This window comes from Nocardia sp. NPDC059177 (assembly GCF_042755165.1).
Lineage (GTDB): Bacteria > Actinomycetota > Actinomycetes > Mycobacteriales > Mycobacteriaceae > Nocardia.
The window spans coordinates 1-25,473 of the sequence record NZ_JBHZBX010000029.1 but is presented as its reverse complement, the minus strand read 5'-3'; the positions used below and the strand labels follow the sequence as shown (position 1 = coordinate 25,473).

General features: G+C 69.5%; 19 protein-coding genes. 11 read left to right on the top strand and 8 right to left on the bottom strand.

All coding sequences use genetic code 11. The features are described 5' to 3' along the window. Positions 1-94 precede the first annotated feature (94 nt). From ACFXK0_RS26610 to ACFXK0_RS26595, 4 genes are all read right to left on the bottom strand, one after another. Positions 95-4,747 (bottom strand): alpha-(1->3)-arabinofuranosyltransferase family protein, encoded by a 4,653-nt coding sequence (locus ACFXK0_RS26610; protein WP_379413631.1) that lies wholly within the window; start codon positions 4,745-4,747, stop codon positions 95-97. 37 nt (positions 4,748-4,784) lie between these two features. Beyond that, a complete protein-coding gene (locus ACFXK0_RS26605) occupies positions 4,785-4,955 on the bottom strand; it encodes a DUF2613 domain-containing protein (protein WP_022566695.1) in 171 nt (56 codons plus the stop codon). A gap of 67 nt (positions 4,956-5,022) precedes the next feature. Continuing rightward, entirely contained in the window at positions 5,023-6,270 is a 1,248-nt protein-coding gene (locus ACFXK0_RS26600; protein WP_379413629.1) for an isochorismate synthase MenF, read from the bottom strand. 47 nt (positions 6,271-6,317) lie between these two features. Next, on the bottom strand, positions 6,318-6,788 hold the full coding sequence (locus tag ACFXK0_RS26595) for a universal stress protein (protein ID WP_379413628.1): 471 nt from the start codon (positions 6,786-6,788) through the stop codon (positions 6,318-6,320). 124 nt (positions 6,789-6,912) lie between these two features. Here ACFXK0_RS26595 and ACFXK0_RS26590 point away from each other — a divergent pair, with 124 nt between their 5' ends. The 3 genes from ACFXK0_RS26590 (at position 6,913) to ACFXK0_RS26580 (ending at position 10,121) form a co-directional block, all read left to right on the top strand. Then, positions 6,913-8,070: a glycoside hydrolase family 3 N-terminal domain-containing protein gene (locus ACFXK0_RS26590; protein ID WP_379413626.1), complete on the top strand. Its 1,158-nt coding sequence runs from the start codon at positions 6,913-6,915 to the stop codon at positions 8,068-8,070. 84 nt (positions 8,071-8,154) lie between these two features. Beyond that, entirely contained in the window at positions 8,155-8,754 is a 600-nt protein-coding gene (locus ACFXK0_RS26585; protein WP_379413625.1) for a TetR/AcrR family transcriptional regulator, read from the top strand. 68 nt (positions 8,755-8,822) lie between these two features. After that, positions 8,823-10,121, top strand: coding sequence for a DUF5685 family protein (locus tag ACFXK0_RS26580; protein WP_379413623.1), 1,299 nt, complete (start codon positions 8,823-8,825; stop codon positions 10,119-10,121). A 7-nt stretch (positions 10,122-10,128) separates the two neighbouring features. Here the strand turns inward: ACFXK0_RS26580 and ACFXK0_RS26575 are convergent, their stop codons facing one another. Further along, on the bottom strand, positions 10,129-12,021 hold the full coding sequence (locus tag ACFXK0_RS26575; RefSeq protein WP_379413622.1) for a VanW family protein: 1,893 nt from the start codon (positions 12,019-12,021) through the stop codon (positions 10,129-10,131). Between the two features lie 310 nt (positions 12,022-12,331). Here ACFXK0_RS26575 and gnd point away from each other — a divergent pair, with 310 nt between their 5' ends. From gnd to ACFXK0_RS26560, 3 genes are all read left to right on the top strand, one after another. Next, a complete protein-coding gene (gene gnd, locus ACFXK0_RS26570) occupies positions 12,332-13,363 on the top strand; it encodes a phosphogluconate dehydrogenase (NAD(+)-dependent, decarboxylating) (protein ID WP_379413620.1) in 1,032 nt (343 codons plus the stop codon). 143 nt (positions 13,364-13,506) lie between these two features. Further along, positions 13,507-14,208 (top strand): hypothetical protein, encoded by a 702-nt coding sequence (locus ACFXK0_RS26565; protein WP_379413619.1) that lies wholly within the window; start codon positions 13,507-13,509, stop codon positions 14,206-14,208. Between the two features lie 88 nt (positions 14,209-14,296). Further along, positions 14,297-15,268, top strand: coding sequence for an alpha/beta hydrolase (locus ACFXK0_RS26560; protein WP_379413617.1), 972 nt, complete (start codon positions 14,297-14,299; stop codon positions 15,266-15,268). Positions 15,269-15,274: 6 nt separating this feature from the next. Here the strand turns inward: ACFXK0_RS26560 and ACFXK0_RS26555 are convergent, their stop codons facing one another. Both ACFXK0_RS26555 and ACFXK0_RS26550 read right to left on the bottom strand, forming a co-directional pair. Beyond that, entirely contained in the window at positions 15,275-17,224 is a 1,950-nt protein-coding gene (locus tag ACFXK0_RS26555) for a GMC family oxidoreductase N-terminal domain-containing protein (protein ID WP_379413616.1), read from the bottom strand. 28 nt (positions 17,225-17,252) lie between these two features. After that, entirely contained in the window at positions 17,253-18,674 is a 1,422-nt protein-coding gene (locus tag ACFXK0_RS26550) for an aldehyde dehydrogenase family protein (protein ID WP_379413615.1), read from the bottom strand. A 151-nt stretch (positions 18,675-18,825) separates the two neighbouring features. Between ACFXK0_RS26550 and ACFXK0_RS26545 the strand changes: the two genes are divergently transcribed. Together ACFXK0_RS26545 and ACFXK0_RS26540 are read left to right on the top strand one after the other, a co-directional pair. After that, the gene (locus tag ACFXK0_RS26545) at positions 18,826-20,049 is read left to right on the top strand and encodes a PucR family transcriptional regulator (protein ID WP_379413613.1); all 1,224 of its coding nucleotides are present in this window, start codon (positions 18,826-18,828) and stop codon (positions 20,047-20,049) included. Between the two features lie 113 nt (positions 20,050-20,162). Then, positions 20,163-20,390, top strand: a complete 228-nt coding sequence (locus ACFXK0_RS26540) for a hypothetical protein (protein WP_379413612.1) — start codon at positions 20,163-20,165, stop codon at positions 20,388-20,390. 66 nt (positions 20,391-20,456) lie between these two features. On the opposite strand, the gene ACFXK0_RS26535 is transcribed toward ACFXK0_RS26540, so the two are convergent. After that, positions 20,457-21,779, bottom strand: a complete 1,323-nt coding sequence (locus ACFXK0_RS26535; protein ID WP_379413611.1) for an acetyl-CoA C-acetyltransferase — start codon at positions 21,777-21,779, stop codon at positions 20,457-20,459. A gap of 142 nt (positions 21,780-21,921) precedes the next feature. Here ACFXK0_RS26535 and ACFXK0_RS26530 point away from each other — a divergent pair, with 142 nt between their 5' ends. From ACFXK0_RS26530 to ACFXK0_RS26520, 3 genes are all read left to right on the top strand, one after another. Next, positions 21,922-23,280 (top strand): 3-oxoacyl-ACP reductase, encoded by a 1,359-nt coding sequence (locus ACFXK0_RS26530; RefSeq protein WP_379413609.1) that lies wholly within the window; start codon positions 21,922-21,924, stop codon positions 23,278-23,280. After that, positions 23,280-24,149, top strand: coding sequence for a MaoC family dehydratase (locus ACFXK0_RS26525; protein WP_379413607.1), 870 nt, complete (start codon positions 23,280-23,282; stop codon positions 24,147-24,149). The genes ACFXK0_RS26530 and ACFXK0_RS26525 overlap by 1 nt, the downstream gene beginning before the upstream one ends. A gap of 453 nt (positions 24,150-24,602) precedes the next feature. Next, a complete protein-coding gene (locus ACFXK0_RS26520; RefSeq protein ID WP_379413605.1) occupies positions 24,603-25,184 on the top strand; it encodes a hypothetical protein in 582 nt (193 codons plus the stop codon). Positions 25,185-25,473 lie beyond the last annotated feature (289 nt).

Genomic DNA, 25,473 nt, shown 5'->3' with positions numbered 1-25,473 from the left:
GGCGGTGCCGACCTCGGCGTGGAGAAGCTGCTCGGCATCACCGGTCCAGGCGCCGAGAGGGCGGGCTGTTGTGGGTGGCCTCCGCCGAGCTCGGTCAGTCCCGGCGGCGGGGAAGCGCGGCGACACCGACCGCGATGACCGCGACCAGGGCCGGGGCCTGGGCCCAGATCGAGCCGCCCATGTAGGTGGTGCCGGAGCGCCAGGTGCCGGTCGACAGGGCCGCCACCGAGATCAGGGTGCCGAGACCGGCGACCCAAGGGAGCGCTCTGGCCGTCATGACAGGGCGGAAACGGCTGCACGCCAAGGTGATCAGGGTGAAGGCGGCGCCGATCGGGCCGCCGATGACCGTGATCGCACCGGTCAGCCCGACGGCCGCGACCCCACGCCCGCCCCACGTGACGGGAGCGGGGCCGTAGTCGGGGAGTGGGCGTCGGCGGGGAATCGCCAGCAGCGCGAGCGGAATCAACAGGAGCAGCCCGCCGAAGATGGCCAGCCGGTACCAGCGGTCGGCCGGGAACGACACGGTGACCTCGCCGGTGGTTCCGGCCGGCAGCAGCCAGCCCTGCTGCCAGCCGTCGACGACCACGGGTGAGAGTTCCTGCCCGTCGGCGGTATGCGCCTCCCAGCCGACATTCGTGCTGAGCGGGATCACGAGCAGTTGGGTGCCGGATGCGTCGGCGGGGGCCTGCTGCTCGGGCAGGCTTTGCGATCCCGGCTGGTCGACAGTGGTGTCGGTGTTGAGTGTGTCGGCCGGGACGGCAGTGGGATCGGGCAGGTCGGCGGTGGGTGCGGGAGTGCCACCGGTGTGGTCATCCGCCGTGTCCGCCGGAGTGGACGGGTCGGTCTCGGTCGGCGAATCGGAGTGCGCGGTGTCCGGAATGGTGGCCGTGTTGTCGATCGGCGCCGCGGCGGTGGCCCCGGGGTAGGGATCGGTGCGGGGGAGGCGGAGGCGGTCGACGGTGAAGAGTTCGGTGGGGACGACGGTGAGGTCGGGGCGGCCGGGGAGTAGTTCGATGTCGGCGGCGTCGAGGGGGCAGGGGACAGCGGAAACCGGTGCGCCGGAACGGAGTTCGTCGGCGGTGGCGGTGACGGAGGTGTGGACGGTGCGGCCGCCGAGGGCGATCACCGGGCCCGCTTCGCAGCCGATGGTGACCAGGCGATCGCCGGGAGCGTGCGGCGGGTAGTCGGGGCCGAGGACTTCGACCTCGGCGAGGCCGGGCGGCTGGGTGAGCACGAAACCGAGGGCGGTGCGGTCGAGGACCTCGCGCCAGGTCTGGATGCTGATCTCCACACGGTCGGTGACCGTGGGGTGCAACGAGATCCGGGCCGGCTCACCGTGTTCGCGCTCGGGGAGTTCACGCACCTGGGGGCCGTTGCCGAGGTTGACCACCACGCTGGTCGCCGTGGCGGGCAGACCGCCCAGCGCGGTGGTGATGTCGAGGCCGGTGACCAGTGCGGGTTCCGGAAGTTCCAGTGTCAGTGTGGGTTTGCCGCCCGCGGGTTCGCGCACGGTGGCTTCCGGCGCGGTCCAGGTGGTCTTCGGGTCACCGTCGGTGGCGGCGAACGCGGCACCGCGCAGGTCGGCGACATCGGCCTTGCCGCGCGCGATCGGGCGCGTCGGGTCGGTGAGCAGTGCCTCCAGTGCGGGGCCGGGCCGGGTGCGCACGGTCAGATCGGTGCTGACGGTCAGCGGTTCGGGCACCGGCAGCGTGCGGGTGAACACGCCGGGCTCCTCGGCGGGCAGACCGAGGCCCTTGCTGCAATGCACCCGGTCGGGGCCGTCGAAACACGCACTGCGCCCGGGGAATTCCTGGCCGAGGTCCCAGCCGGTCGGCGTGGTCCCGGCGGGTACGTCCGGGAGCACGACGCGATGCCGGATGTCGACGCGCACCGGCGCCGCGCGCACCGAATAATCGTCGAGGGTGAGCTCGCTGATCCCGAACTGTCCGCCGGCGGTGCCGGTTTCGGTGCGCGCGGCGGTGATCATCACCCAGTCGGTGGACCCGGCAGGCAGCGGAACCGACGCGGGCACACCAGGTTCGGTGATCCGCGCCGACACTGTTCCGCGCGGCGTGCGAACCTCGACCCACTTCACCGGGTCACCCAGCGCCGCCGCCGTCGTGGTGAAACGCAGCGAGCCGGAAGTGATCGGCCGGTCGAGATCGAGCCGGATCCATTGGCCGAGCGCGGATTCGGAGCCGTTGCTGATCCAGGCGGTGCTCGGATCACCGTCGACGGCCGCGGCGGTGGAACTGCCGGGCGCGGCGCCACCGATCTGGGTGGCGTCGGCGGCCGAACTCGACGCGGTCACCTTCGCGCCCGACCATTCGCCCTGTACGAGACCGGCTCCCTCGACCGGATAGTCCGGCACCAGGTTGTGGGTGCGGCGGGCGTCGTCGGGGGCGCGGACCGCGGAGTTGTGGCTGTCGACGCGGCCGAAGTCGGTCTCGCGGTCCATCGGTGTATCGGTCAGCAGCACTGGTCGTGGCGGGAGCCCGGCGCGCCGGGCATCGGCGTCGAGAAGTACTGGCGTGGTGGGGTGTTCGCTGTCGCGCCGTACCCGTTCGAGTACCTCGGGGCCGCCCTTGACGACGGGGACGGTGTCCAGCGGCACGGTGTAGGCGCCGGGGAAGGCGGGCGGCGCGCCGGTGCCGCTGCGCACCTCGACGGGGGTACCGGGGGCGGGCACGTCGACGCGATAGATCTCGATCGCGGGATACGGCGGCAGCAGATCGTTGTCGACGACAAGGCCTTCGTCGGCGGCGCGCGGACCGATCGGCGCACCGAATTCGGCGACCTTCGTCAGCCCCGGTGAACCGTCGATCGCGTTGTGCGCCAGCATCGGCCGCGTCGACCGGGAGGTCTCGGGGTCGAGGTCGTTGCGCAGCACCAGCACGCCGATGCCCTGATCGGCCAGGGTGGCGGCGAGTCCGGTCGACGGGCGCCCGTCGGCGATGAGCCGCTGCACCGAGTCCATCGCGCGGATGGTGCCCGGCGGGTTGAGCGGGACCGAATCACGTACCGCCCAGGGCGTTTTCGCCAGCGCCTGGATTGGCTCGTCGCGGGTGAGGCCCCAGATCTGGCTGCCGAACGGCGCACCGGGGACGATCAGCGCGCGGGTATCGGCGGCATTGTCGGCCAGCCACTGCGCGGTGTCGGTCCAGTACGCGGGTACCTCGTCGTAGGCGCCGCGCGGTGCGAGCCGGCCGGTCCAGGCCAGCGAGGTCGCCAAGGTGAGGGCGGCCAGGACCAGCGCGGCCACGGCGACGAGACGGTCGCGCTCGGGATGGGCGAAGGCCGCGCGCCACTGCCGCCACGGCGCCGAGGCGGGCAGCGGCACCCGGCCGAGCAGGTGCGCGAGGCCGAGGACCAGCGGCAGGCGGATCAGCGGCTCGAGCTTGTGCACGTTGCGCAGGGGCGCGCCGCCGGAGTCCAGGAAGATCCGCACCGATTCGGCGAACGGCCCACCGAGCGTCCCGACGTACCCCGCGCAGATGCCGGCCAGCCCGACACACAGGATCAGCACGAACCGTCCGCGATAGGGCATCGACTTGCGGGCCAGGCCCGCCATGCCCGCCGCGGCGAGCAGCCCGGTCGCCAGGACGGCGGCGGGCTGGGTCACCAGCACCGCGCCCGCGATGCGCTCGGGCGAGACGAACGGCGTCCAGCTGTCGGTGCCGCGCAGCACCTCGCTCAGCGACGCCCACTGCGTCGTCACACCGGAGGACTCGATGTAGTCCAGGAACGGCGGGCTCACCTTCCCGAGCAGCAGCAGCGGCACCACCCACCAGAAGGTCGCCAGCACCAGCAGCGGAATCCAGGCCAGGGTGAATTTCCACCACTGCCGATTCGGCCGGTAAGAGGCCCACCACAGCGCCGCGGGCAGGAACGCCGCCACCGTCGCGACCGCGTTCACCGACCCCATCAAAGCCAGAGCCAGGGCACTACCGGCCGGCGACAACGCCCCGCCGCGCCGCCACCCCGCCGCGCTGGGAGTCTTCGCCTCGACGCCGACTTGCGTCATCACCGCCTCGGAGGCCGCGGGGTTCGACTCCGGTTCGGCGGACTCGCGGTCAGCGCGTCTCGTTGGTGCGCCGGTCGTCGGCGCGGGTTTTGTCTCGGGCTCGGGGCATGTCGCTGGTGCGCCGGTCAGCGTGGGTTTTGTCGCGGGCTCGCCGTCGACTCGTGGCGGCGATGTGTCGCCTGCTGCGGTGGGCTCGGACTTGTCGACGCCGGCACGGGCTCGTTCGCGTATCGCCACACCCAGCGCGGCCGGGGCCAGCAGCACCCAGGGCGCCAGCATCATCGGCAGTGTCTCCGAGGAGATCGAGCCGAGGGTGGTGAGCACGCGGGGTGACAACGCGAAGGCGATACCGGCGATCACCCGCGAGCCACGGGCGCCGATCCCCAGCGTCTCGCACAGTTTGACGATGCCCCAGAAGCCCGCGAGCAGCAGCAATGCCCACCAGATGCGCTGGGTCACCCATGCGGGGAGGTGCAGGAGGTGACCGGCGGAGAAGAAGGTGCCGTGGGGGAAGAAGTAGCCGTACGCCTGATTCTGGACCTGGCCCATCGGGGCCTGGCTGTTCCACAGATGCGAGGCCCGCGCGAGGAAACCGAGCGGGTTCTGCGCGAGATCGTATTTTGTGTCGGCGACGGTGAGGCCGGGCGCCTGCGCGAAGGTCAGTACGAAGGCGGCTACTACCGAGCCGACGAACCAGCGCCTACCCAGTGGCGCCTTGTCCAAGTGCCCCCCTGGGGGGCGCGACGCGCGGGCGTCGGCCTCAGCGGCTGCCGTATTCAGGAGCGTTGAGCAGCGAGGAGTCCTTGTCGCCGCTGCGGTCGATCGAGGGTGCCGTGTTCTGCTGCACCGCTGCCGTGATCGCGAAGACGGCGATAGCGCTCAGCAGGGCGCCGCCGACCGCGCTGGCAACAGCCGGAACAGCAAACTTCATCGCGCACTCCAATACGCTCGACGTGGGGGCACTTCTCCGGCCAACCTAGCAGGTGCGGGGCCGTTGGTCAGTCTCCGGGCAGGTGGCAATCCAGCGCGCCGAGCAGCGTGCGCAGTTTGGCCGTGGTCTCGGCCAGCTCGGCCACCGGATCGGAGGCGGCGACGATCCCGCCGCCCGCGCTCGCCCGCAAGCTGCGCCCGTCGGCCGACAGCTCACCGCCGCGAATCGCCACCAGCCACTCGCCGTCCCCGTCGGCCGCGCACCAGCCCACCGCGCCGCCGTAGAAGCCGCGCCGGGGTTCGCCGGTAGTGATCGCGGCCAGTGCGTCGTCGAACGGTGTGCCGTTGACGGCGGGCGTCGGGTGCAGCAGCAATGCCAGGTCGAGCGCGGTGGTCGACGGATCGCGCAGCACGCCATGGATGGGGGTGGCCAGATGCCAGACCTGCTCGGTGCTCATCAACTCCGGCACCTCGGGAATCCGCAGCTCGGTGCATACCGGTGCGAGCCGCTCCCGGATCCACTCGATGACGTACCGGTGTTCGTCCTGATTCTTGATGCTGGACAACAGCTCTCGCGCCTGGGCGGCATCCGCGTCCGGATCTGCGAGCCGGGGCAGCGTACCGGCCAGCGGATGCAGCGACACCTGATCGCCGTGCCGCCGCACCAGTACCTCCGGCGTCGCGCCGAGCAGTGTCTCCCCGGGCCGCCCGGCCACGGACAGATCGCAGGCGTAGATAGTGGCCCTCGGATGCGCCACGAGCAGATGCGCCGCAACGACTTCCGGATCCAACGGTGCACTCGCCGCCACCAGCACCGACCTGGCGGCCACCACCTTCGCCAACGCATTGTCCGGCGCGGCAAGCTGTTCGATCAACTTCGTCACCCACACCACATGCTCCGCGGCACTGGGTATCTCGGCGACAACCCGGACAGCGGGCAGCTCCGGCACGGCGGCCGGACGCCACGGCCCAGCGGTGTGTACCGCAGTCGCCGGCTGCCACAGCGCCGCGGATTCGCGCGGATCGAACGGCAGCGCCCCGACGATCAACCGAGGTGCGTCACGTCCGCCGACAGCTGCGCCGTCGCGCCGAGCGCCCGGTTCCGGGGCTCCACCGTCTGCGTCGGTGAGCCCGGTCGCGCTGCCCTCGACCTGGCCGGTCGGCATCGTCTCGTCTGCTCCGGCGACCCGCCCCGCATCACCGCCGCGCCGCCACTCGCGCAATACCGCGACCGCATCCTGAGGGTCAGGAAAACCCACCACCATCCCCGAGGCGCGCAACACCGAGTCGGGCCGGGCAAGCAGGAATCGGTTCATGGTCCGTCGACCCTAACGCCGCACGCCGCCCCGGTCAGCGACGCAACTCACTGTGGCGGCGGTGGCACCAGGAACACCGGCCGGTGCCCGTGCTTGAGCACCGCCTCGGCCACGCTGCTGTGCAGCAGTGCCCGCAGTCCGCTCGCGCCCCGGGTGCCCGCGACGATCACGTCGACGTCGAGTTCGTCGGCGCAGTCCACGATGGCGTTCCAGATGGTGGTGGTGCATTCGGCGGTGCGCGGTTCGGCGGTGATCCCGGCCAGTTTCGCCAGGTGCACACCCTCGGCGTTGACCTTGCGCGCCTCGACGTAGGCGATGTCCTCGAGTTCCTCGTCGGGTACCCAGTCCGGTTGCATCACCCCGGCCAGCCCGGAGATCCGGGCGGCCTGGCGCACCATCGGTTCCCAGGCGGTGAGCAGGATCGCGCGTTCGGCGCTGAGGAATCGGCCCGCGTACTCGATGGCGCGTTTGGCGTGTTCGGAACCGTCGTAGGCGATGAGCATCCGATCGCAAGCCATGACGACCTCCTGCGCAGGTCCGGCGTCTTTAGCAATAGGTTACCCCCGCCGCCACCGGCTCAATCGCGAGCTGTTCCCAACCTGTTGCGGTGCGATCCCGGGATCGCGGGCTACCGTGGAGCACATGCGGAAATCGCCTGTGGTCGTGTTCGCAGTTCTCGCCGCCGTCGCCACCGCCTGCTCGGGAGGGTCGTCGTCCGACACGACGCCCGCGGCGAGCAGCGCCGCCCCGGCTCCCGGTGACGCCGGCCAGGTCGCCCCTGTTCCCAAGGACTGCGGCGCGGACTACCTGGCCCAGTTCAGCCAGCGCGAGAAGCTCGCCCAGCTGCTCACCGTCGGCATCACCGGCGCCGAGGACGCCACGAATGTGGTGAGCACCGAGCAGGTCGGTGGCATTTTCATCGGCAGCTGGACCGATCCGAGCCTGCTGGACAAGTCCCAGCTGGACGCGGTGCAGGCGGTGGCCAAGGTCCCGCTGATGGTGACCATCGACGAGGAGGGCGGCCGGGTCTCGCGCGCGGCGAATGTCATCGGCGCGATCCCGTCGGCCAGGGAGATCGCGCAGACCGACACGCCGGAGCAGTTCTACCAGGACACCTTGGCCCGCTCGAAGGCGCTGAAGGACCTCGGTGTCACCGTCAATTTCGCCCCTGACGTCGACGTGAGCAGCCAGCCCGACAACAGCGTGATCGGCGACCGTTCCTTCAGCGACGACCCCGAGGTGGTCACCAAGTTCGCCGACGCCTACATTCGCGCGTCGAACGAGGTCGGCCTCGGTTCGGTGATCAAGCACTTCCCCGGCCACGGTTCCGGCTCGGGCGATTCGCACACCGGCTCGGTCACCACGCCGCCGCTGTCGGAATTGCAGGACAAGGATCTGGTGCCGTTCCGGAATCTGGTCGGTTCCGGCGCTGCCGTGATGGTCGGCCACCTCGACGTGCCCGGCCTGACCGAACCCGGCGTGCCCGCCAGCATCAGCCCGGCCGCCATGACGCTGCTGCGTGAGGGCACCGGCTACGGCGCCGCCCCGTTCGACGGCCCGATCTTCACCGACGATCTGGGTGGCATGGCCGCCATCACCGCCCGCCTGTCGATCGAGGAAGCGGTCGAGGCCGCCCTGGTCGCCGGCGCCGACAATGCCCTGTGGATCAGCACCAGCGCGGTGCCCCAGGTACTCGACCGTTTGGAACAGTCGGTGGCGAGTGGCAAACTGCCCGCCGACAAGGTCGACGCTTCGGTGCTGCGGATGGCGCGCTACAAAGGCGCGCCACTGCCCTGCTGAACAGCGTGGCGACTGTGCGGCAAATGGGTACCGACTATCTTACCTTGGAGTAAGATAGAGGTTCACCCTGCGGTAGGAGAGTGGATGGCGGGCGGAACGAAGCGACTTCCCCGGGCGGTTCGTGAGCAGCAGATGCTCGATGCCGCTGTCGAGGTGTTCGCGCGCAAGGGTTTCCACGATACCTCGATGGACGCCATCGCGGCCGAGGCCAAGATATCCAAGCCCATGCTCTACCTGTATTACGGCTCCAAGGACGAGCTGTTCCGCGCCTGTATCCAGCGCGAGGGCCTGCGGTTCATCGAGGCCGTCGCCCCCGCTGGTAACCCGCAGCTGACCCCGCACGAACAGGTCCGCACCGCCCTCGAGGGGTTCCTGGATTTCGTCGACCGCAACCGGCAGTCCTGGCAGGTGCTCTACCGCCAGGCAATCGGTCAGCAAGCATTCGCCTCCGAAATCGACAACGCGCGCGAACGCGTCATCGAGCTGACCGCGAAACTCCTGGAATCCAGCGCCAAGCACGCCGAACCGGGCACCAATTTCGAGGTCGTCGCCGCGGCGGTGATCGGCGCGGGCGAGGCCATCGCCGATCGGGTCGCCGGCGGCCGGATCGAGGTGTCCGAGGCGGTCGACCTGCTCGACGATCTGGCCTGGCGCGGTCTGGCCGGTCGCAAGAAGAACGAGTAGCGCTTGCGAGAGTCCCGTCGGCCTGCGAATGTGCACGGCTAGGAGTTTCTCGACAGACGGGGTGGGAAGTGTTCGGTGTGTTGAAGCCGTGTGCGCACGGTGCGGTGAAGTACGGCATCGATCCGGGGCAGTGGCAGGCACACATGTGCGGGTTGTGCCTGGGTCTGCGCGACGGGCACGGTCAATTGGCCCGCGCCGCGACCAATACCGACGCTGTCGTGCTGAGCGTGCTCACCGAGGCGCAATCCGGTGATGCCGGCACCCGAACCACCGCCGGCCCGTGCCCGCTGCGCGGAATGCGCCGCGCCTCGGTTGTCACCGCGAACGCGCCCGGCGTGCAGCTGGCCGCCACGGCGTCATTGCTGTTGGGCGCGGCCAAGATTCGCGATCACGCCGACGACGGTGACGCCATGGCGCCGGCTCGCCGCCCGATGCGCAAGGTGTCGAACACCTGGACCGCCCACGCCCTGCGCCGAGCCGACCAGATCGGCCTCGACGCCCAGCCCCTCCTTGCCGCCATCGCCGACCAGCCACGGCTCGAGGCGCTGGCAGTCGGGCAGCGCCGCCACCCGGCTGGCGTCCGGCACCGGCTGGACTCCGCGGAACCGAGCACGGCCGAGACGGCGCCGTCCGCGAGGGTCCCCGGCCCGGCGGCCGATGCCGCGTCCGCGGCCGATCCGGGTGCCGACCTGGTCACCCTCGATGACCTCACCGGCCCCACCCAACTCTGCGCCGCCGCCCTCTTCGGCCACACCGCCACCCTGGCCGGCCGCCCGGAAAACGTTGCCGCCCTGGAGGAAATCGGCCGCCACGTGGGCCGCATAGCCCACCTCGCCGACGCCATCGAGGACCGCGAACGCGACCTGGCACGCGGTCGCTTCAACCCGCTCGAAGCGACCGGCACCGACATGCCGCGCGCCTACCAGCTCGTGCGCGAAAGCGAACAGATCATCCGCCGCGCCGCCGCCGAGGCCGAACTCGATCAGCTGCCCACCGTGCGCTGGGCCTTGCTCGATCCGCTGGCCGGCCTACTGCGCCGCCTGGGCACCGGGCTAGGCATCGCGGTCGGCCACGCCTGCCGCACTTCCGCTGCGGCCCAGCCGCATTCGTCGCAGCAGGCCCCGCCCCGGCCGCCCACCCGCCCGGGACCGTTGCGGGCGGCCGGGTTGATCCTCGGCGTCTACTGCACCGGACTGGCCTTCTGCTTCGACCACACCAGTCCGTGCACCGGTGAGGAGAAGGAAGCCTGGGGCAAGCGCTGCGACTGTGGCAGCTGCTGTGACTGCGGTAGCTGTTGCGGCGACTGCTGCAGCTGCTGCGGCGAGGACGGCTGCTGCGGCGACTGCGGCTGCGATTGCTCCTGCTAGGAAAACCTCACTCGCACTTGACCACCGGGATCGGGTCGTATTTCACCGTGCGGGTGTGCCGCGACACCTGGGCGCCGGTCTTGCGATCGGTGATCACCCGGGTGTCGGAGATGGTGAAGCCCGGCGCGCCCTCGGTGGCGATGCAGTCATCGCCCTTGGGCAGGGTGATCTCGGTGGGCTCGGTCGGCTTCGACTTCTCGCCGGTGATCGACTCCACGTCAACGGTTTTCGTGCCCCACAGGCGCACCGTGATGTCGGAGCCGGTGGCGACGGTCTGGATGAAGACGCCGGTGGCGTAGTTGTTGCGGAAGGCCAGGTCGATCGCGCCGTCGAAGACGGTGGCCTCCCGGGCCGCCGGGTACCGCGAGATGTAATAGCTGTGCTCGGTGTGGCCGCCGTCTTCCATCCCGGCGAAGTAGGCCGCGTTGTAGAGCGTGGTGGCGAACTGGCTGATGCCGCCGCCGACCGCGGTACTCGGCCTGCCGTGGTCGATGATGCCCGATTCCACATATCCCTCGGCCGCGGTGCGCGGACCGGTGAAACCGTTGAGCGAGAAGGTGTCTCCTGGCTTCACCACCGCGCCGTTCACCTTGGCGGCGACGGTGCGGATGTTCACCCCGGACGGGCCGCTGAAGCCGCCGGTGGTGAATTCGCCGATCACCTCGTTGATGCCGAGACCTTCGGCGGCCTCGGTGGTGAGCTTGGGTTCGATGCGCTGGTAGACCGCCGCGGTGTTGCGCTCACCGGTCAGGGGGAGCAGGGCGGGCAGCTTCTCGATGGTCTTGGTCCAGTCGACCTTCTCGCCGACCACGGCGGGCACCACGGTCGGCTTGCCTGCGCCGACGGTGAAGGTGGCGTCCTTGGCCTCGATCTCCGAGGTCACCAATTGTGGTGCGAGCGCGGCGATCACGGCCTCGTTGTCGATCCGGGGCGCCAGCCCGCCGTTGCCGTCGGGGACGAAACTGAGCACTCCGGCGATCTGATCGGGTGTGAGCACGCCCTGAATATCCTTGCCGGACACGGAGATCGGCGCGGCCACCGCGGGCTGGGCGATCTCTTGCAGTGCCGTTTGCACCGCGTCCATCCGCACGGCGACCGGCGCGGCCACCACGGGCAATTCCAGTTCGTTGCTCTCGGCCCAGTGCGCGGTGATCTCGGCGCGCGCGGCGTCGGTGTCGAGCACCCGGCCGGGCACCGGCGCGACCGCGACCGGCGTGCCGTTCTCGAAGCGCACCGTGCCCTCGACGGTCGGGTTGTCGTGCGCGCGGAACGCGGTCAGCTGCTGGTCGAGTGCGGCGGTGTCGACGATGCTCGCGACCGGCACCTCGCGGGTGCCGAATACCGAGACGAGCCGGCTGACCGGGTTGAGCGGCTGGTCGCCGACGGCGTCCCAGGTGCCGGTCCAGTCGATCTGCAGGCCGGCGGCGGCGGGCACCAGTTGCGAGCTCACGTCCCCGATGCGGACCGGCAGCGGGCGCTCGGCGCGCGGGCCGAGCTGGTCGTGCAGCAGCGTGTCGGCCTCGGCCTTGTCCATTCCGCCGATGTCGACACCGGCGACGACGGTGCCGCGCGGCACCTCACCGGCGCTGAGCGCGAGGTCGGCCAGGTAGGCGGCGGTTCCGACGGCCAGCACGGCGCCGACCGCGATGCCGATCCGTTTGACCAGCTGCTGGTTGCCGAGCAGCGGGTTCTCGGGCTGGGGCGGCGGCTGCGCACCCGGCGGCTGCGCGCCCGGCGGTGGCGGCGGCGCCCAGCGGTTACCGGTGACGGTGCGCAGGGGCATGGTGGGCAGGGCGGTGGTGTCGGCATCGAAAGTGCGATTTGCTTCGAGCAGCTTGCGTAGTCCGACCTCGCCACTTGGTCGGTCGGCCGGTCGTCCGGCGGTCGACTCGGTGGGCACGGAGGTCCTTCCGTTGAATTGTGCGGCTCCCGATGTTTGCGGGGCCACGGCCAAGGGTAGTGCGCATCGGCGCTCTCGGCAGCCCGGCCATCGGGGGCGGACGTAGAAAAGGCTCCGTGCAGTTGCCGGGTCGGGGGTCTGGCAACTACACGGAGCCGATCTGTTTATCGGCCCCCGTCCCGGGGTGTTACAGCCGTTTCGGAGGAATTTCCGTCCGGTAGGTGGCGTCGCCACCGGGGTGGGACCGGCCACGCGCGACAATCCGGGGTGAGACTCGCCACCGTATACCCCACAACGAGGGAGAACTCTGATGCAGCTGGGAATGATCGGCCTCGGCCGGATGGGCGCCAATATCGTGCGCCGCATCGTGCGCGACGGGCACACCGCGGTCGGTCACGAACGTCATCAGGGACACATCGACGAACTGTCCGCCGAGCTCGGCGACAGCTTCCGGGGCAGTACGAACCTGGCGGAGTTCGTCGCCATGCTCGACACCCCGCGCGTGGTGTGGGTGATGATCCCCGCGGGCGCGACCGGCGGTGCGATCGACGGGCTGGCCGAGCTGCTCGAGCCGGGTGACATCGTCATCGACGGTGGCAACAGCCGCTACCACGAAGACATCGCACGCGCGAAGGCGCTGGCGCCCAAGGGTATTCATTACCTCGATGTCGGTACCTCGGGTGGCGTGTTCGGCTTGCAGCGCGGTTTCTGCCTGATGATCGGCGGCGAGGCCGAGCAGGTCGGCTACCTCGAACCGCTGTTCCGCTCGATCGCCCCCGGTGTCGACGCCGCGCCCCGCACGCCGGGTCGCACCGGCGAGCCGACGCCGGCCGAGCAGGGCTGGCTGCACTGCGGGCAGGCCGGTGCGGGTCATTTCGTGAAAATGGTGCACAACGGTATCGAGTACGGCGCGATGGCGGCCTACGCCGAGGGGTTGAACATCCTCCGGCACGCCAATGTGGGCGCTGCGCCGGGTGACGGCGAGCATTCGGCCGAGGAGACCCCGCTCGAGCATCCCGAGTACTACCAGTACGACCTGGACATCCCGGACATCACCGAGGTCTGGCGGCGCGGTTCGGTCGTGGCGTCCTGGCTGCTCGACCTCACCGCGGGCGCCCTCTATGCCGACCCGAACCTGGATTCGTTCAGCGGCCGGGTGTCCGATTCGGGCGAGGGCCGCTGGACCGTCGACGCCGCCATCGACACCGCCGTCCCGGTCCCCGTGCTCTCGGCGGCGCTGTTCCAGCGCTTCTCCTCGCGCGGGGAGGCGCTCTACGCCGACAAGATGCTCTCGGCGATGCGCAAGGCGTTCGGTGGCCACAACGAGCTGCCGGGGCGATAGGCATCTTTTAAACATCGATGTTCCACAAAGTTGCCGTTTCTCGGACAACCGTCCAGTCCGGCGGTTATGGTGCGCCAGAAGGGGGACATACCACCTGATGAGGATTCGCTCCAGCCGTTCACGCTGGGGCTTTGGAGGAAAACATGATCCGGACTTCGCGTATCGCCGCGGGTGTTGCCACGACCGCGCTGGTTGTCGCAGGCGTGGGCGTCGGCCTCGGTACCGGCGTCGCCACGGCCGCGGGCTCCTGTGATGTCAGAAGCCACGCGACCAAGCAGGACGCCAGCACCGTCGGCGTCACCCACGTCTACGACAAGATCGCCAGCGCCGAGCAGATCGGCGTCGGCACGACCGTCACCTACCAGGTGGTCGTCGGCACCACCGGCATCGGCAACCCGTATGTCAACACCATCACCGACTACCCGCCGACCGGCTTCGGCGCCCCGATCAAGACCACCATCACCGCCTACCACGCGATCGGCGGCCAGGTCACCGAGGACGTCACCGCCGAGCCCAACGGCGGCGGCTGGAAGGTGACCAGCACCGGCTGGTTCGTGAACTCGGGCAACCCGGTCACCATGACCATCACCTACCCGGTGCCCAGCAGCGTCAAGGCAGGCCAGCAGATCACCAGCGGCGGCGTCGGGGTGGCGGGCACCGTGGGCGTCGGCACCAACCTGCCCAACCTCACCGCCTGCTTCACCGCGCGCTCGGCCAACGCGGGCGAGACCGTGATCGGCAGCCTGGGCGACAACGGCCTCGGTTCCTCGGATGGCCAGCTGAGCTCCACCGGCTCGCTCAGCGACATCATCTCCGACGTGCTGCGCAATCTGATCGGTAGCTGATCGCGTAGCACCTGGTCCGCCGGGACGATTCGCGCTGTCGTCCCGGCGGCTCGGCCCCTGTCCACCCCCTGCTGAGGAATTCACCGACGTGTTCATCCGTGCCCTGGTCGCCGCCGCGACCCTGCTGCTGCTGTCGACCGGAACGGCGGGCGCCGACACCTCGCGCCTGGACCACATCGACCGGCCGGGTCAGCGCCAGCAGACCGTGTCGGTGTACTCCGCGGCCATGGACCGGGTGATCCCGCTGCGGGTCATCACGCCCTTCGACACCAGCGAGCCGCGCCCGACGCTGTATCTGCTCAATGGCGCGGGCGGCGGCGAGGACATCGCGAACTGGTACAGCCAGACCGATATCGTGCAGTTCTTCGCCGACAAGAACGTCAATGTCGTCACCCCCGCCGCGGGCAAGTTCTCCTACTACACCGACTGGCAGCGCGACGATCCCAAGCTCGGCCGCAACAAATGGCAGACCTTCCTCACCGAGGAACTCCCGCCGATCATCGACGCCACCTTCGACACCACCGGCGTGAATGCCATTGCGGGCCTGTCGATGTCGGCCACCTCCGTGCTCAACCTGGCCATCGCCGCGCCCGACCGCTACCGTGCCGTCGGCGCCTACAGCGGCTGCGCCTCGGTCGCCGACCCGATGAGCCGCGCCTTCCTCGAGCTGGTCTTCGCGCGTGCCGGCGCCGACCCAGCCAATATGTGGGGCCCGCCCGGCGACCCGGCCTGGCAGGCCAACGACCCCTACCTCAACGCGGAAGGCCTGCGCGGCAAGGCCATCTACCTCTCCAGCGCCACCGGCCTGCCCGGCAGCGCCGAAGCCCTCCCGCCCGGCGCGAGCCTCGGCAAGGTCATCGGCATGACCGACCAGATCGTGCTCGGCGGCGCCATCGAAGCCGCCGCCAACCTGTGCACCCAGCGCCTGGCCGCCCGCCTGCACGAACTGAACATCCCCGCGCAGACCGTCTTCCGCGCCGCGGGCACCCACACCTGGCAGTACTGGGAACAGGACCTGCACAATTCCTGGCCGATGATCGCCGCCGCCATCGGCGCCTGAGGCTGCTCAGCTCGCGGCGACCATGTTCGTCGCGGTGCGGTGCGCCAGCGCCATCACCGAGATCATCGGGTTCACACCGGAGCAGGTGGGCATGGCGCTGCTGTCGGTGATCCAGACGCCTGCGGTGTCGTGCAGTTCCCCGAGCGTGTTCGCCACCGAGGTCCCCGGATCGGAACCCATTGCGGCGCTGGACATCTGGTGCGCGCTGAACACCGGCGTGCCACCGGGACCGATCGGGATCTGATCGACCCGCGCGATGAAGGCTTCGAGGTCCTCACCGCGCTGCCAGGGCGCGAACGGCTGCCCGGCCAGGAAGATCTGCTGTGCCCCAGCGGCCTCCTGCATGCGGATCGCGGTCACCGCCGCCTCCTTGAAATTCTGCCGGTCCAGCTCGTCGGTGAACGGATACCAGTGCACCGCTTCACCATTCGCGTCGACGGTGACGCTGCCCGCGCCCCGGTCCTTGACGATGAACACCCAGTCGGCCCGGTACCGGTAACGCTGGGTCAGTTCCTTGTGTTGTGCGCCCGAGAGCCAGGGCACGACCGTGGTGAACAGTCCCGGCAGGTGCTGCACACATTCGATGATGTACCCGTGCCCGTCACGCGCCTCGGCGAATTCGTGCACGATCCCGGCCATGGCGGGCCCGTACCACGGATCCTGGGGCTCGTCGTAGATGCCGGTGACCAGCGTCGCCGGATGCAGGCGCAGGCCGGTTCCCACCGCAGGACCGCCGATGCCGGAGCGCAGCAGCAACGCGGGTGTCTCCAGTGCGCCTGCGGCAGAGGCGATTTGAGGTGCATCGATGACGATCCGGTAGGTCTGCTGGGTCTGCGGATCGGTGTAGGTCGCCTCCACGCCGATGGCCTTGCCGTCCCTGGTCAGGATCCGTCGCGCCTTCGTGTTCGGCAGCAGTCGCGCACCCGCGTCGGCCGCGTCCTGCAGGAAGGCCCGCATGGTGCCCTGCTTGGCGCCGGTCTGGTCGCCCATGCCGCTGTAGCCCGCGAGCTCGGGGTCGTAGCATTCCGGATCGATGTTGAGGTTCGCCACCGTATACGAATAGCCCAGTGCCGCAGCGGCATCCGCGAGCCTGCGGTGCGGTTCGTTCTGGGTGGCGACGGTGTCGTTGCAACCCATCCGGGTGAACACCGCGTCGATATGGTCGTCGAACTCCGGCCCGTCCACGCCGGCGAGCCCGAACTCCTGCGCCCACACCTTGCGCACCGCGTCCGGGGTGCGCAGCGAGTTCGACCAGTTGACCGTACTGCCGCCACCGACCGTGCCACCGGCGGCCAGGCTGACCATGCCGTCGGCGGTCGGGAAGAAGCCGCCGCGCAGGAACAGATCCTGATACGCGCCGAGTTCGGTTTGCCCGAAATCGGATTCGTTGCGGTAGCCACCGGCCTCCAGCACGATGACCCGCTTGCCCGCCGCCGCGAGCACCGCCGCCGCCACACCACCGCCGCTGCCGGAACCGATCACGACGACATCGGCGTCCAGCGTGGTGTCGCCGGTAGGCGTGATGACCGGCAGTGTCTTCGGCGTGGGCGGCGGCGTCTGCTTCGGACCGGGATAACCCATCCCCGTCCACAGCGGATTGTGCCCCGCCGCGTCGGTGAGCCCATAGGAGAACAGCACCGACAGCTGGTACAGCGCGGCGATCGCGCCCTGGGTCTCGGGGGTGATCCCCGCGAGATTGGCGATGATCGCCTCGCGCACGGCCTGCGGCTGATTCTTCAGGCCGACCAGCGCGGCGGTGTCGATGAGTTGCAGCAGGCCGGCGAGCTGTTCGGGCGGCAGGTGGGTCAGCAGGTACTGCTCGGCCGCGATATCGGCGCCCACGTCACTGCCTTTGATCGCGAAGAAGCCGGTCGGGTCGTCGGTGCGGGGCACCGACGCGACGAACGTGTCGACGATCGCGGTGAGGGTCTTGCGCTGCTTGGTGGTGAATTCCATGAGGTCGTCCTTCGACAGGGGGAGCGGATCAGGGCAGTTGCATCGACTTGGTCTCGAGGAACTCCTCCAGACCCCACTTGCCGAACTCGCGCCCGTTGCCGGACTGGCCGTAGCCGCCGAACGGGGCGTGAATATTGAAGGCGCCGTCATTGATCTGCACCTGACCGGCGCGAATCCGGCGCGCGACGGCGATCGCGCGCTGCTCGTCGGCGGAGAACACCGCGGCATTGAGCCCGTAGATCGAGTCGTTGGCCAGCGCGACGGCCTCGTCCTCGTCGTCATAGGGCTGGATCACCAGCACCGGTCCGAAGATCTCCTCCCGCACGATCGCCATCTCGGGCGTGACATCGGAGAACACAGTGGGCCGCACGTAATAGCCGCGGTCGAGCCCCTCGGGCGGCGTCGGGCCGCCCGCGACCAGCCGCGCGCCCTCGGCGAGACCGGTCTCGATGTAGCCGACCACGCGATCACGCTGCGCGGCCGACACCAGCGGCCCGAGCACGGTGGCCGGGTCGAAGGGATTGCCGACGGTGATCGCCTCGACGCCGGCGCGGGCGATCGCCTCGACCTCGGCGAGCCGGGCCCGCGGCACGAGCATGCGGGTCAGCGCGATGCAGGTCTGGCCGGAATTGAGGAAGCAGCCGTTGAGACCGGCGCTCACGGCCTCGACCGGATCGGCGTCGTCGAGCACGATCAGCGGCGACTTACCGCCCAGCTCCAGCGCCACCCGCTTGACGGTTTTCGCTGCGACAGCACCGATTCGGCGCCCGGCCACCGTAGACCCGGTCAGCGACACCATGTCCACTTCCGGGTGCGCGACCAGCGTCTCCCCGACGCCGGTGCCCGTCCCGCACACGAGATTGAACACGCCGGGCGGCAGGCCGATCGAGTCGAAGATCTCGGCGAGCACGAAGGCGTTGAGCGGGGCCACCTCGCTCGGCTTGAGCACCACCGTGCACCCCGCCGCGAGCGCCGGCGCGACCTTCGCGGCGATCTGATGCAGCGGATAGTTCCACGGCGTGATCGCGACAACCACCCCGATCGGCTCGCGCACCACCAGCGAGTTGTACACCTGCTCCTCGAACGGGAAGTCCAGTGCCACATCGGCGATCGACACGAACGACTGCACGGGCAGACCGGTCTGCACCACATTGCTGTAGGCGAACGGCATCCCGACCTCGCGGCTGATCAGCGTCGCGATCTCGCTCTGGCGCAGCTGCAAGGCCTCGGCCGCGCGTTTCAGATAGCCGGCCCGTTCGGCGGGTGGGGTCGCCGCCCAGGACGGGAATGCCGCCCGAGCGGCGGTGACGGCGGCCTCGGCGTCGGCGGCGTCACCGGCGGGGACGGTGGCGATCACCTCTTCGGTGGCCGCGTCGACCACGTCGATGCGCTCGGTGCCGTGCGACCGCTGCCAGCGCCCGCCGAGGTAGTGGGAGTCGTGGGCGATCATGGATAGCTCCTTCACGGTCAGCCAGGCGTTTTGTCGGCGTGAACAGGTTCACTTCGAGCATCACGGGTGACCGGCGTCATAGTCTTGTCCGGCTCGACAACAAAGTTCCGACCCGCTGTCCGGCGGGACAACCGCGGGTGAAGGGAGCGCGATGAGCACCGAGGCGCAGGTGACGCAGTGGCTCGAGCAGTTCGTCCACGCGGCCGAGAGCCGCGACACCCTCGACCGGCTGGTCGGCCGCACCGACGCGCGAATCCTGGAGGCGGTGCCGCAACTGGCCACCGACGCCACGCTGGTCCGCGAGCTGCACGCCAGCACGCGCGCGCACTGGCGCGGGTTCCTGGTGATGCTCGCCCGCGATGTCTTCGAGGTGCAGGTGGCTCCCGAGGCGTTCGACCTCGCCCGCACCCTGGCCCGGCGCGGCTTCGACCTGCCCGTACTGCTGTCGATCTACCGGGTCGGCCAGCGCGCGGTCTGGACCTACATCACCGAGACCCTCACCACCGAGATCGCTGACGCCGACGTCCGTTCGGCGGTGCTGCTGCGGTTCTGGACCAGGCTCTCGGAGTGGCTGGACACCGCCATCGAGTCGATGATCCTGGCCTTCTCCGCCGAACGCGAACAGTGGCAGCGCGGCTCCCAGGCCCGGCGGGTCGAGATCGTGCACGCCCTGCTCGCCGGGCACCCGGTCGACCTCGACGCCGCAGGCACGGCACTGTCCTATCCACTGCACCAGCCGCACACCGCCTACGTGCTGTGGGTCGACGACGACGTCCCCGACGCCGACGTGCAACGCCTGCTCGAAACCGCCGCGACCACGGTGGCCACCGCCCTCGGCGCCCCGCGTCCGCTGTCGATCGGCACCGGTGCGCGCGCCCTGTGGTGCTGGGTGGCGACCCAGCGCGGGCCCGGCCGGCCGGTGATCACGCCGGGCGGTCACGTCCACGTCGCGATCGGCACCGGCGGCGCGGGGCTACCCGGCTTCCGGCAGAGTCATCGGGAAGCGCGCGCGGCACAGACCATCGCGATGCGACGTCCGGATGGTCCGGCCGTCACCCACTACGACGACGTCGAACTAGCCTGTCTCGCAGCTGGTTTGGCCGGTGCGGACGGCATGTGGACGATGGTCCGCCGCGAACTCGGCCCGCTCGCCGGCGCCGATGCCGCCGCCGCGCGCCTGCGCGAGACCGTCCGCCGCTATCTGGCCAACGCGGGCAACGCCGACACGGCGGCCGAACTGCTCGGCGTCCACCCCAATACGGTCCGCTACAGAATCCGCCAGGCCGAGGGTTTGCTCGGTCACCCGATCGACGAGCGCCGCGTCTACGTGGAACTCGCACTCGCGGTCATCGACACTTTCGGCAGTCCCGAATAGGCCATAGCGCAGGGCAATTCGACCGGTCAAGCCCATGGAAGTTGTGTATAACGACCGGTCGGATCCGCCCGATGTGTTGGTTAGCTCCACTCAGTGTCACCGAAAGGCTTGTCATGCAACGTCGTATGGTCCGCATCCTGGTCGCCACCATGGCCGTCACCGGAATCGCCGCCGCAGGTATCTCACCCGCCCTCGCCACCCCCGCCACCCCGGCCGTGATCGCCGAAGGCTCCACCGACACCGGTTCCGCCCTCCTCGACTTCCCCCTCGGCTTCGTCAAACTCCTCATCTGCGGAATCTGGGCCACCCCCGAACCCCACCCCAACCCGATCTGCCGCTGAGTCGCAGCGAACACGACAAGGGTGGCACCTGAATTCAGGTGCCGCCCTTGGGCGTTCGACAGGGGACTAGCGCTCGATGATGGCGACGACGCCCTGGCCGCCCGCGGCGCAGATGGAGATCAGGGCGCGGCCGGAACCCTTCTCCGCCAGCATCTTCGCGGTCGAGGCGACGATGCGGCCGCCCGTGGCGGCGAACGGGTGGCCCGCGGCGAGCGAGGAGCCGTTGACATTGAGCTTGCTGCGATCGATCGAGCCGAGCGCGCCGTCGAGGCCAAGGCGCTCCTTGCAGTAGGCGTCGGACTCCCACGCGGCCAGGGTGGAGAGCACCACGGAGGCGAAGGCCTCGTGGATCTCGTAGTAGTCGAAGTCCTGCAGGGTCAGGCCGTTGCGGGCGAGCAGGCGCGGCACCGCGTAGGTGGGCGCCATCAGCAGGCCGTCGGGGCCGTGGATGTAGTCCACCGAGGCGACCTCGGAGTCGACCAGGTGCGCGAGCACCGGCAGGTTGCGCTGGGTGGCCCACTCGTCGGTGGACAGCAGCACCGCCGACGCGCCGTCGGTGAGCGGGGTCGAGTTGCCCGCGGTCATGGTGGCGTCACCCAGCTTGGTGCCGAATACCGGCTTCAGGGTCGCCAGCTTCTCCACCGTCGAGCCGGGACGCAGGTTGTCGTCGCGGGTCAGGCCGAGGAACGGGGTGATCAGGTCGTCGAAGAAGCCACGGTCGTAGGCGGCGGCCATGTTCTTGTGCGAGAGGTAGGCCAGCTCGTCCTGCGCCTCGCGGGCGATGCCGAACTCCTTGGCGGTGATGGCGGCGTGCTCACCCATCGACAGCCCGGTGCGCGGCTCGGCGTTGCGCGGGATCTCGATGCCCAGCATCGAGGGCCGCAGCTGACCGACCAGCTTGACCCGGTCCTTGTTGGTCTTGGCGCGGTTGGCGGTGAGCATCCACTCGCGCATGTCCTCGCTGACGCCGATCGGCGCGTCGGAGGTGGTGTCGGCGCCGCCGCCGATGCCGGACTCGATCCGGCCGAGCGCGATCGCGTCACCCACGGTGACGATCGACTGCAGACCGGTGCCACAGGCGAGCTGCAGGTCGTGGGCCGGGGTGTAGGGCGAGAGCTTGGAACCGAGCACGCTCTCGCGGATCAGGCTGTGCTCGCCGACCTTCTTGAGCACCGCGCCGCCGACGACCATGCCGAGGCGTTCGCCCTGCAGGCCGAACCGGCTGACCAGCCCGTCCAGGGTGGCGGTGAACATGTCCTGGTTGGACGCCTTGGCATAGGCCTTGTCGGAGCGAGCGAACGGAATTCGGTTACCGCCAACGATGGCGACCGGGCGCTGGCTCTTCGCGGTCTTGGCCGGGGACTTCGCCGAGCGGGCTTTGCTTGTCACTCGAGTTCTCCATGGTCTCGTCGGTTCCGGATACGCCGGGCGTATCGGTTTACATTAAACTTACTCTGGAGTAAGTTAGTTTGTCGACACCGTACCCGTAAACCACGGTCATTCACACGTCGAGCAAGAGAAGGTAGGAACAGTGGCAGCCAAGAGCAAGGGTGCACCCAACCTCTACGGATCCTTCATCCACTCCGCCCCCGGCGCGTTTCTGGCGAGCAAGCTGGGCCTGCCCCAGCCGGCGGAGCTGCGCCGCTACAAAGCCGGCGAGCCCGCGCTTCCCGGTCCGGTCCTGCTGGGCGGCAAGGGCCGCCTCGCCGAGCCGATCCGCGCGCTGCTGGCCACCGACTACACCGTCGCCGACGCGCTCGACTCCGGCACCAAGTACGGCGCGCTGGTCTTCGACGCCACCGGCATCGACTCCATCGACGGCCTGTCGCAGCTGTTCGAATTCTTCCAGCCCGCGATGCGTAACCTCGCACCTTCGGGGCGTGTCGTCGTACTCGGCACCACCCCCGAGCTCGTCGGCTCGGTCGACGCGCAGATCGCCCAGCGCGCGCTCGAGGGCTTCACCCGCTCGGTCGGCAAGGAGCTGCTGCGCGGCGCCACCAGCCAGCTGGTCTACGTGCACCCCGAGGCAGGCGCCGCGGTGACCGGTGTCGAGTCCACCCTGCGCTTCCTGCTCTCGGGCAAGTCGGCCTTCGTCGACGGCCAGGTCATCCGGGTCGGCAAGGACGATTCCGTCGCCCCCGCCAGCTGGGACAAGCCGCTCGCCGGCAAGGTCGCCGTGGTGACCGGTGCCGCGCGCGGTATCGGCGCCACCATCGCCGAGGTCTTCGCCCGGGACGGCGCCACCGTCATCGTGGCCGACATCCCCGCCGCGGGCGAGGCCCTGTCCGAGACCGCCAACAAGGTCGGCGCCACCGCCCTGGCCCTCGACGTCACCGCCCCCGACGCCGCCGAGCGTCTGGCCGAGTTCGCCACCGAGCGTTTCGGCGGCATCGACATCGTCGTGCACAACGCCGGCATCACCCGCGACAAGCTGCTCGCGAACATGGACGAGGGCCGCTGGAACTCGGTCATCAACGTCAATCTCGCTGCCCCGCACCGCATCACCTCCGGCCTCGTCGCCAAGGGTGTGCTCAAGGAAGGCGGCCGTGTGATCGACGTGTCCTCCATCGCCGGCATCGCGGGCAATCGCGGCCAGACGAACTACGGCGCCTCCAAGGCCGGTGTCATCGGCATGGTCGACGCCGAGGCCCCGCTGCTGGCCGAGAAGGGCATCACCATCAACGCGGTGGCGCCGGGCTTCATCGAGACCGCCATGACCGCCGCCATCCCGGTCGGCACCCGCGAGGCCGGTCGCCTGATGAGCTCGCTGTTGCAGGGTGGCCAGACCGTCGACGTCGCCGAGACCATCGCCTACTTCGCCAGCCCGGCGTCGAACGCGGTGAGCGGCAATGTGGTTCGCGTCTGCGGGCAGAGCCTGATCGGCGCCTGATGACCCAGACGATCACCCTCACCGAGGTCCCGAAGAACGGCGGTCTGTACGCGAAGGCGGCGCTCGGCGCCGTCCCGCTGCCCGCCCCGCTCTCGGGCCGCGGGCCCAGCCTGCCCGACCGGCGCATCGTGCTGGACGGCTTCCGGGTCGACCCGGACCACCTGGCCGCCTACTGCCACGCGACCGGCCTGCGCTTCAGCGACACCCTGCCGCTGACGTACCCGTTCATCCTGTCGTTTCCGCTGATGATGGAACTGCTTGTGGCACGGGACTTCCCGTTCACCGCGGTCGGTTCGGTGCATCTCGAGAACGTCATCGAACGCACCCGCGAGATCTCGGCCGCCGAGCCGCTCGACTTCACCGCCCACATCGAGAACCTGCGGGAACACCCGAAGGGTCTGCTGATCGATGCGGTGACCGAGATCCGGGTCGGCCGCGAACTGGTCTGGCGTCAGGTCTCGACCATGCTGCACCAGCAGCGCACGTCGCTGTCCGGTGGCCCCAAGTCCGCGCCTCCCGCCGACGAGGTCCCCCCGCCGCCGTTGCGTGTGCAGCGCGTCGATCAGAAGATCATCAACCGCTACGCCGCGGCCTCCGGCGACCGCAATCCGATCCACGTCTCCGGCCTGGGCGCCAAGGCCATGGGTTTCCCCCGGACCATCGCCCACGGCATGTGGTCGGCCGCCACCATCCTCAGCACCATCGAGGGCCGGGTCCCCGAAAAGACCACCTACGCGGTCAAATTCGGCAAGCCCATCTTCCTTCCGTCGGCGATCAACATTTACGCCGACCAGGCCGGCAACGGCTGGGATCTCTCCATCCTCCACCCGAAAAAGGGTTACCCCCACCTCACCGCCACCCTGCGCTGAGCCCGACCCTGCAGGGCCGCACATCCACCCGATGTGCGGCCCTGTTGTCTTCGGTTCTCAATAGCGTTATCGCCCAGTCGTTTTCGGCAAGAGATTCGTTACAGCTATTCCAGGTGATATCAATCATGGTGTAGTGCAGCGGTTAACTGGCAATTCACCTATGTTGAGCATCGGTTGCCGGGAAGCGCGGGTGCGGCTCCCGTAGCCGACTCATCTCGACCTCCGCAAGGTACATCGATTGCACTGCGGTGATAGCCGCATTGCACCGGCGGCGGACCGACGATGCGATACCCGATGCGCACATCGATGTGAAATCCTCGCTCGGAGTCCGACATTGCGCAATCTACCGGCAAATCTTCAGCTTCCGCTCAGCGAATGCCCCCAAAACATACGGCTGGGTATGTGTCCGAGCCCCATGTTAGAAAATTTCAAGCCGACAAACAGTCGGCAATCATGGTTCATACCAAGGGGTTTCACTTCATGAAGAAGATCCGCACCGTCGGCCTCGGCATCGTTCTCGCGACCGGCCTGGCCGTGTTCGGCGCCGGCATCGCCCACGCCGCCCCCCAGGCTCCGGCGCCGGCCGTGGCCTTCATCGACGGCACCGACCCCGGCACCGAGCCCCCCGCCGAGGAGGCCAGCACCGGTTCGGCTGAGGGCCTGGCTGCCGCGCTGGAGGCGCTGGTGTCCGGTTCGGCCGGTGGTGACGACGCGACCGATCCGCCGGCCGAGACCACGGACGCGGCCGCGATCGCCGACACCGGCACCGAGCCGCCCGCCGAGGAGGCGAGCACCGGCTCGGCCGAGGGCTTGGCTGCCGCGCTGGAGGCCCTGGTGTCCGGTTCCGCCGGTGGTGACGACGCGACCGATCCGCCGGCCGAGACCACGGACGCGGCCGCGATCGCCGACACCGAGCCCCCCGCCGAGGAGGCCAGCACCGGTTCCGCCGAGGGTCTGGCTGCCGCGCTGGAGGCCCTGGTGTCCGGTTCCGCCGGCGGCACCGAGGACCCGGCGACCGAGACTCCCGACGCGTAACTACGCGAGCTGGTTGAATGAGAGATAGTGAATAAATGCCCCGCCTCCCCGGCGGGGCATTTCACGTTTCCGCCATATACCCACTCGCCACGAAGGCGACAACGGCTACCGCGACGCAATCCGCGGGTGACTGCTCCCGGTCCCTCGCCGACGACCGCTCCTAAGAGCCCCTAACAGGTTCGGTCAGGTAGCGGTGAGACCCACTGTCGTGCAGTATGTTTCGCCGTGGCGGCGCCGTGGATCGTGGATGATGAGTTGTGGGCGGTTATCGAACCGCTACTACCAGTCA

Bases quoted from the DNA above. Each gene is read 5' to 3' on its own strand.
- ACFXK0_RS26605 (WP_022566695.1), bottom strand. From the start codon at position 4,955: ATGAAGTTTGCTGTTCCGGCTGTTGCCAGCGCGGTCGGCGGCGCCCTG.
- ACFXK0_RS26600 (WP_379413629.1), bottom strand. From the start codon at position 6,270: ATGAACCGATTCCTGCTTGCCCGGCCCGACTCGGTGTTGCGCGCCTCG.
- ACFXK0_RS26595 (WP_379413628.1), bottom strand. From the start codon at position 6,788: ATGGCTTGCGATCGGATGCTCATCGCCTACGACGGTTCCGAACACGCC.
- ACFXK0_RS26590 (WP_379413626.1), top strand. From the start codon at position 6,913: ATGCGGAAATCGCCTGTGGTCGTGTTCGCAGTTCTCGCCGCCGTCGCC.
- ACFXK0_RS26585 (WP_379413625.1), top strand. From the start codon at position 8,155: ATGGCGGGCGGAACGAAGCGACTTCCCCGGGCGGTTCGTGAGCAGCAG.
- gnd (WP_379413620.1), top strand. From the start codon at position 12,332: ATGCAGCTGGGAATGATCGGCCTCGGCCGGATGGGCGCCAATATCGTG.
- ACFXK0_RS26565 (WP_379413619.1), top strand. From the start codon at position 13,507: ATGATCCGGACTTCGCGTATCGCCGCGGGTGTTGCCACGACCGCGCTG.
- ACFXK0_RS26555 (WP_379413616.1), bottom strand. From the start codon at position 17,224: ATGGAATTCACCACCAAGCAGCGCAAGACCCTCACCGCGATCGTCGAC.
- ACFXK0_RS26550 (WP_379413615.1), bottom strand. From the start codon at position 18,674: ATGATCGCCCACGACTCCCACTACCTCGGCGGGCGCTGGCAGCGGTCG.
- ACFXK0_RS26545 (WP_379413613.1), top strand. From the start codon at position 18,826: ATGAGCACCGAGGCGCAGGTGACGCAGTGGCTCGAGCAGTTCGTCCAC.
- ACFXK0_RS26540 (WP_379413612.1), top strand. From the start codon at position 20,163: ATGCAACGTCGTATGGTCCGCATCCTGGTCGCCACCATGGCCGTCACC.
- ACFXK0_RS26525 (WP_379413607.1), top strand. From the start codon at position 23,280: ATGACCCAGACGATCACCCTCACCGAGGTCCCGAAGAACGGCGGTCTG.
- ACFXK0_RS26520 (WP_379413605.1), top strand. From the start codon at position 24,603: ATGGTTCATACCAAGGGGTTTCACTTCATGAAGAAGATCCGCACCGTC.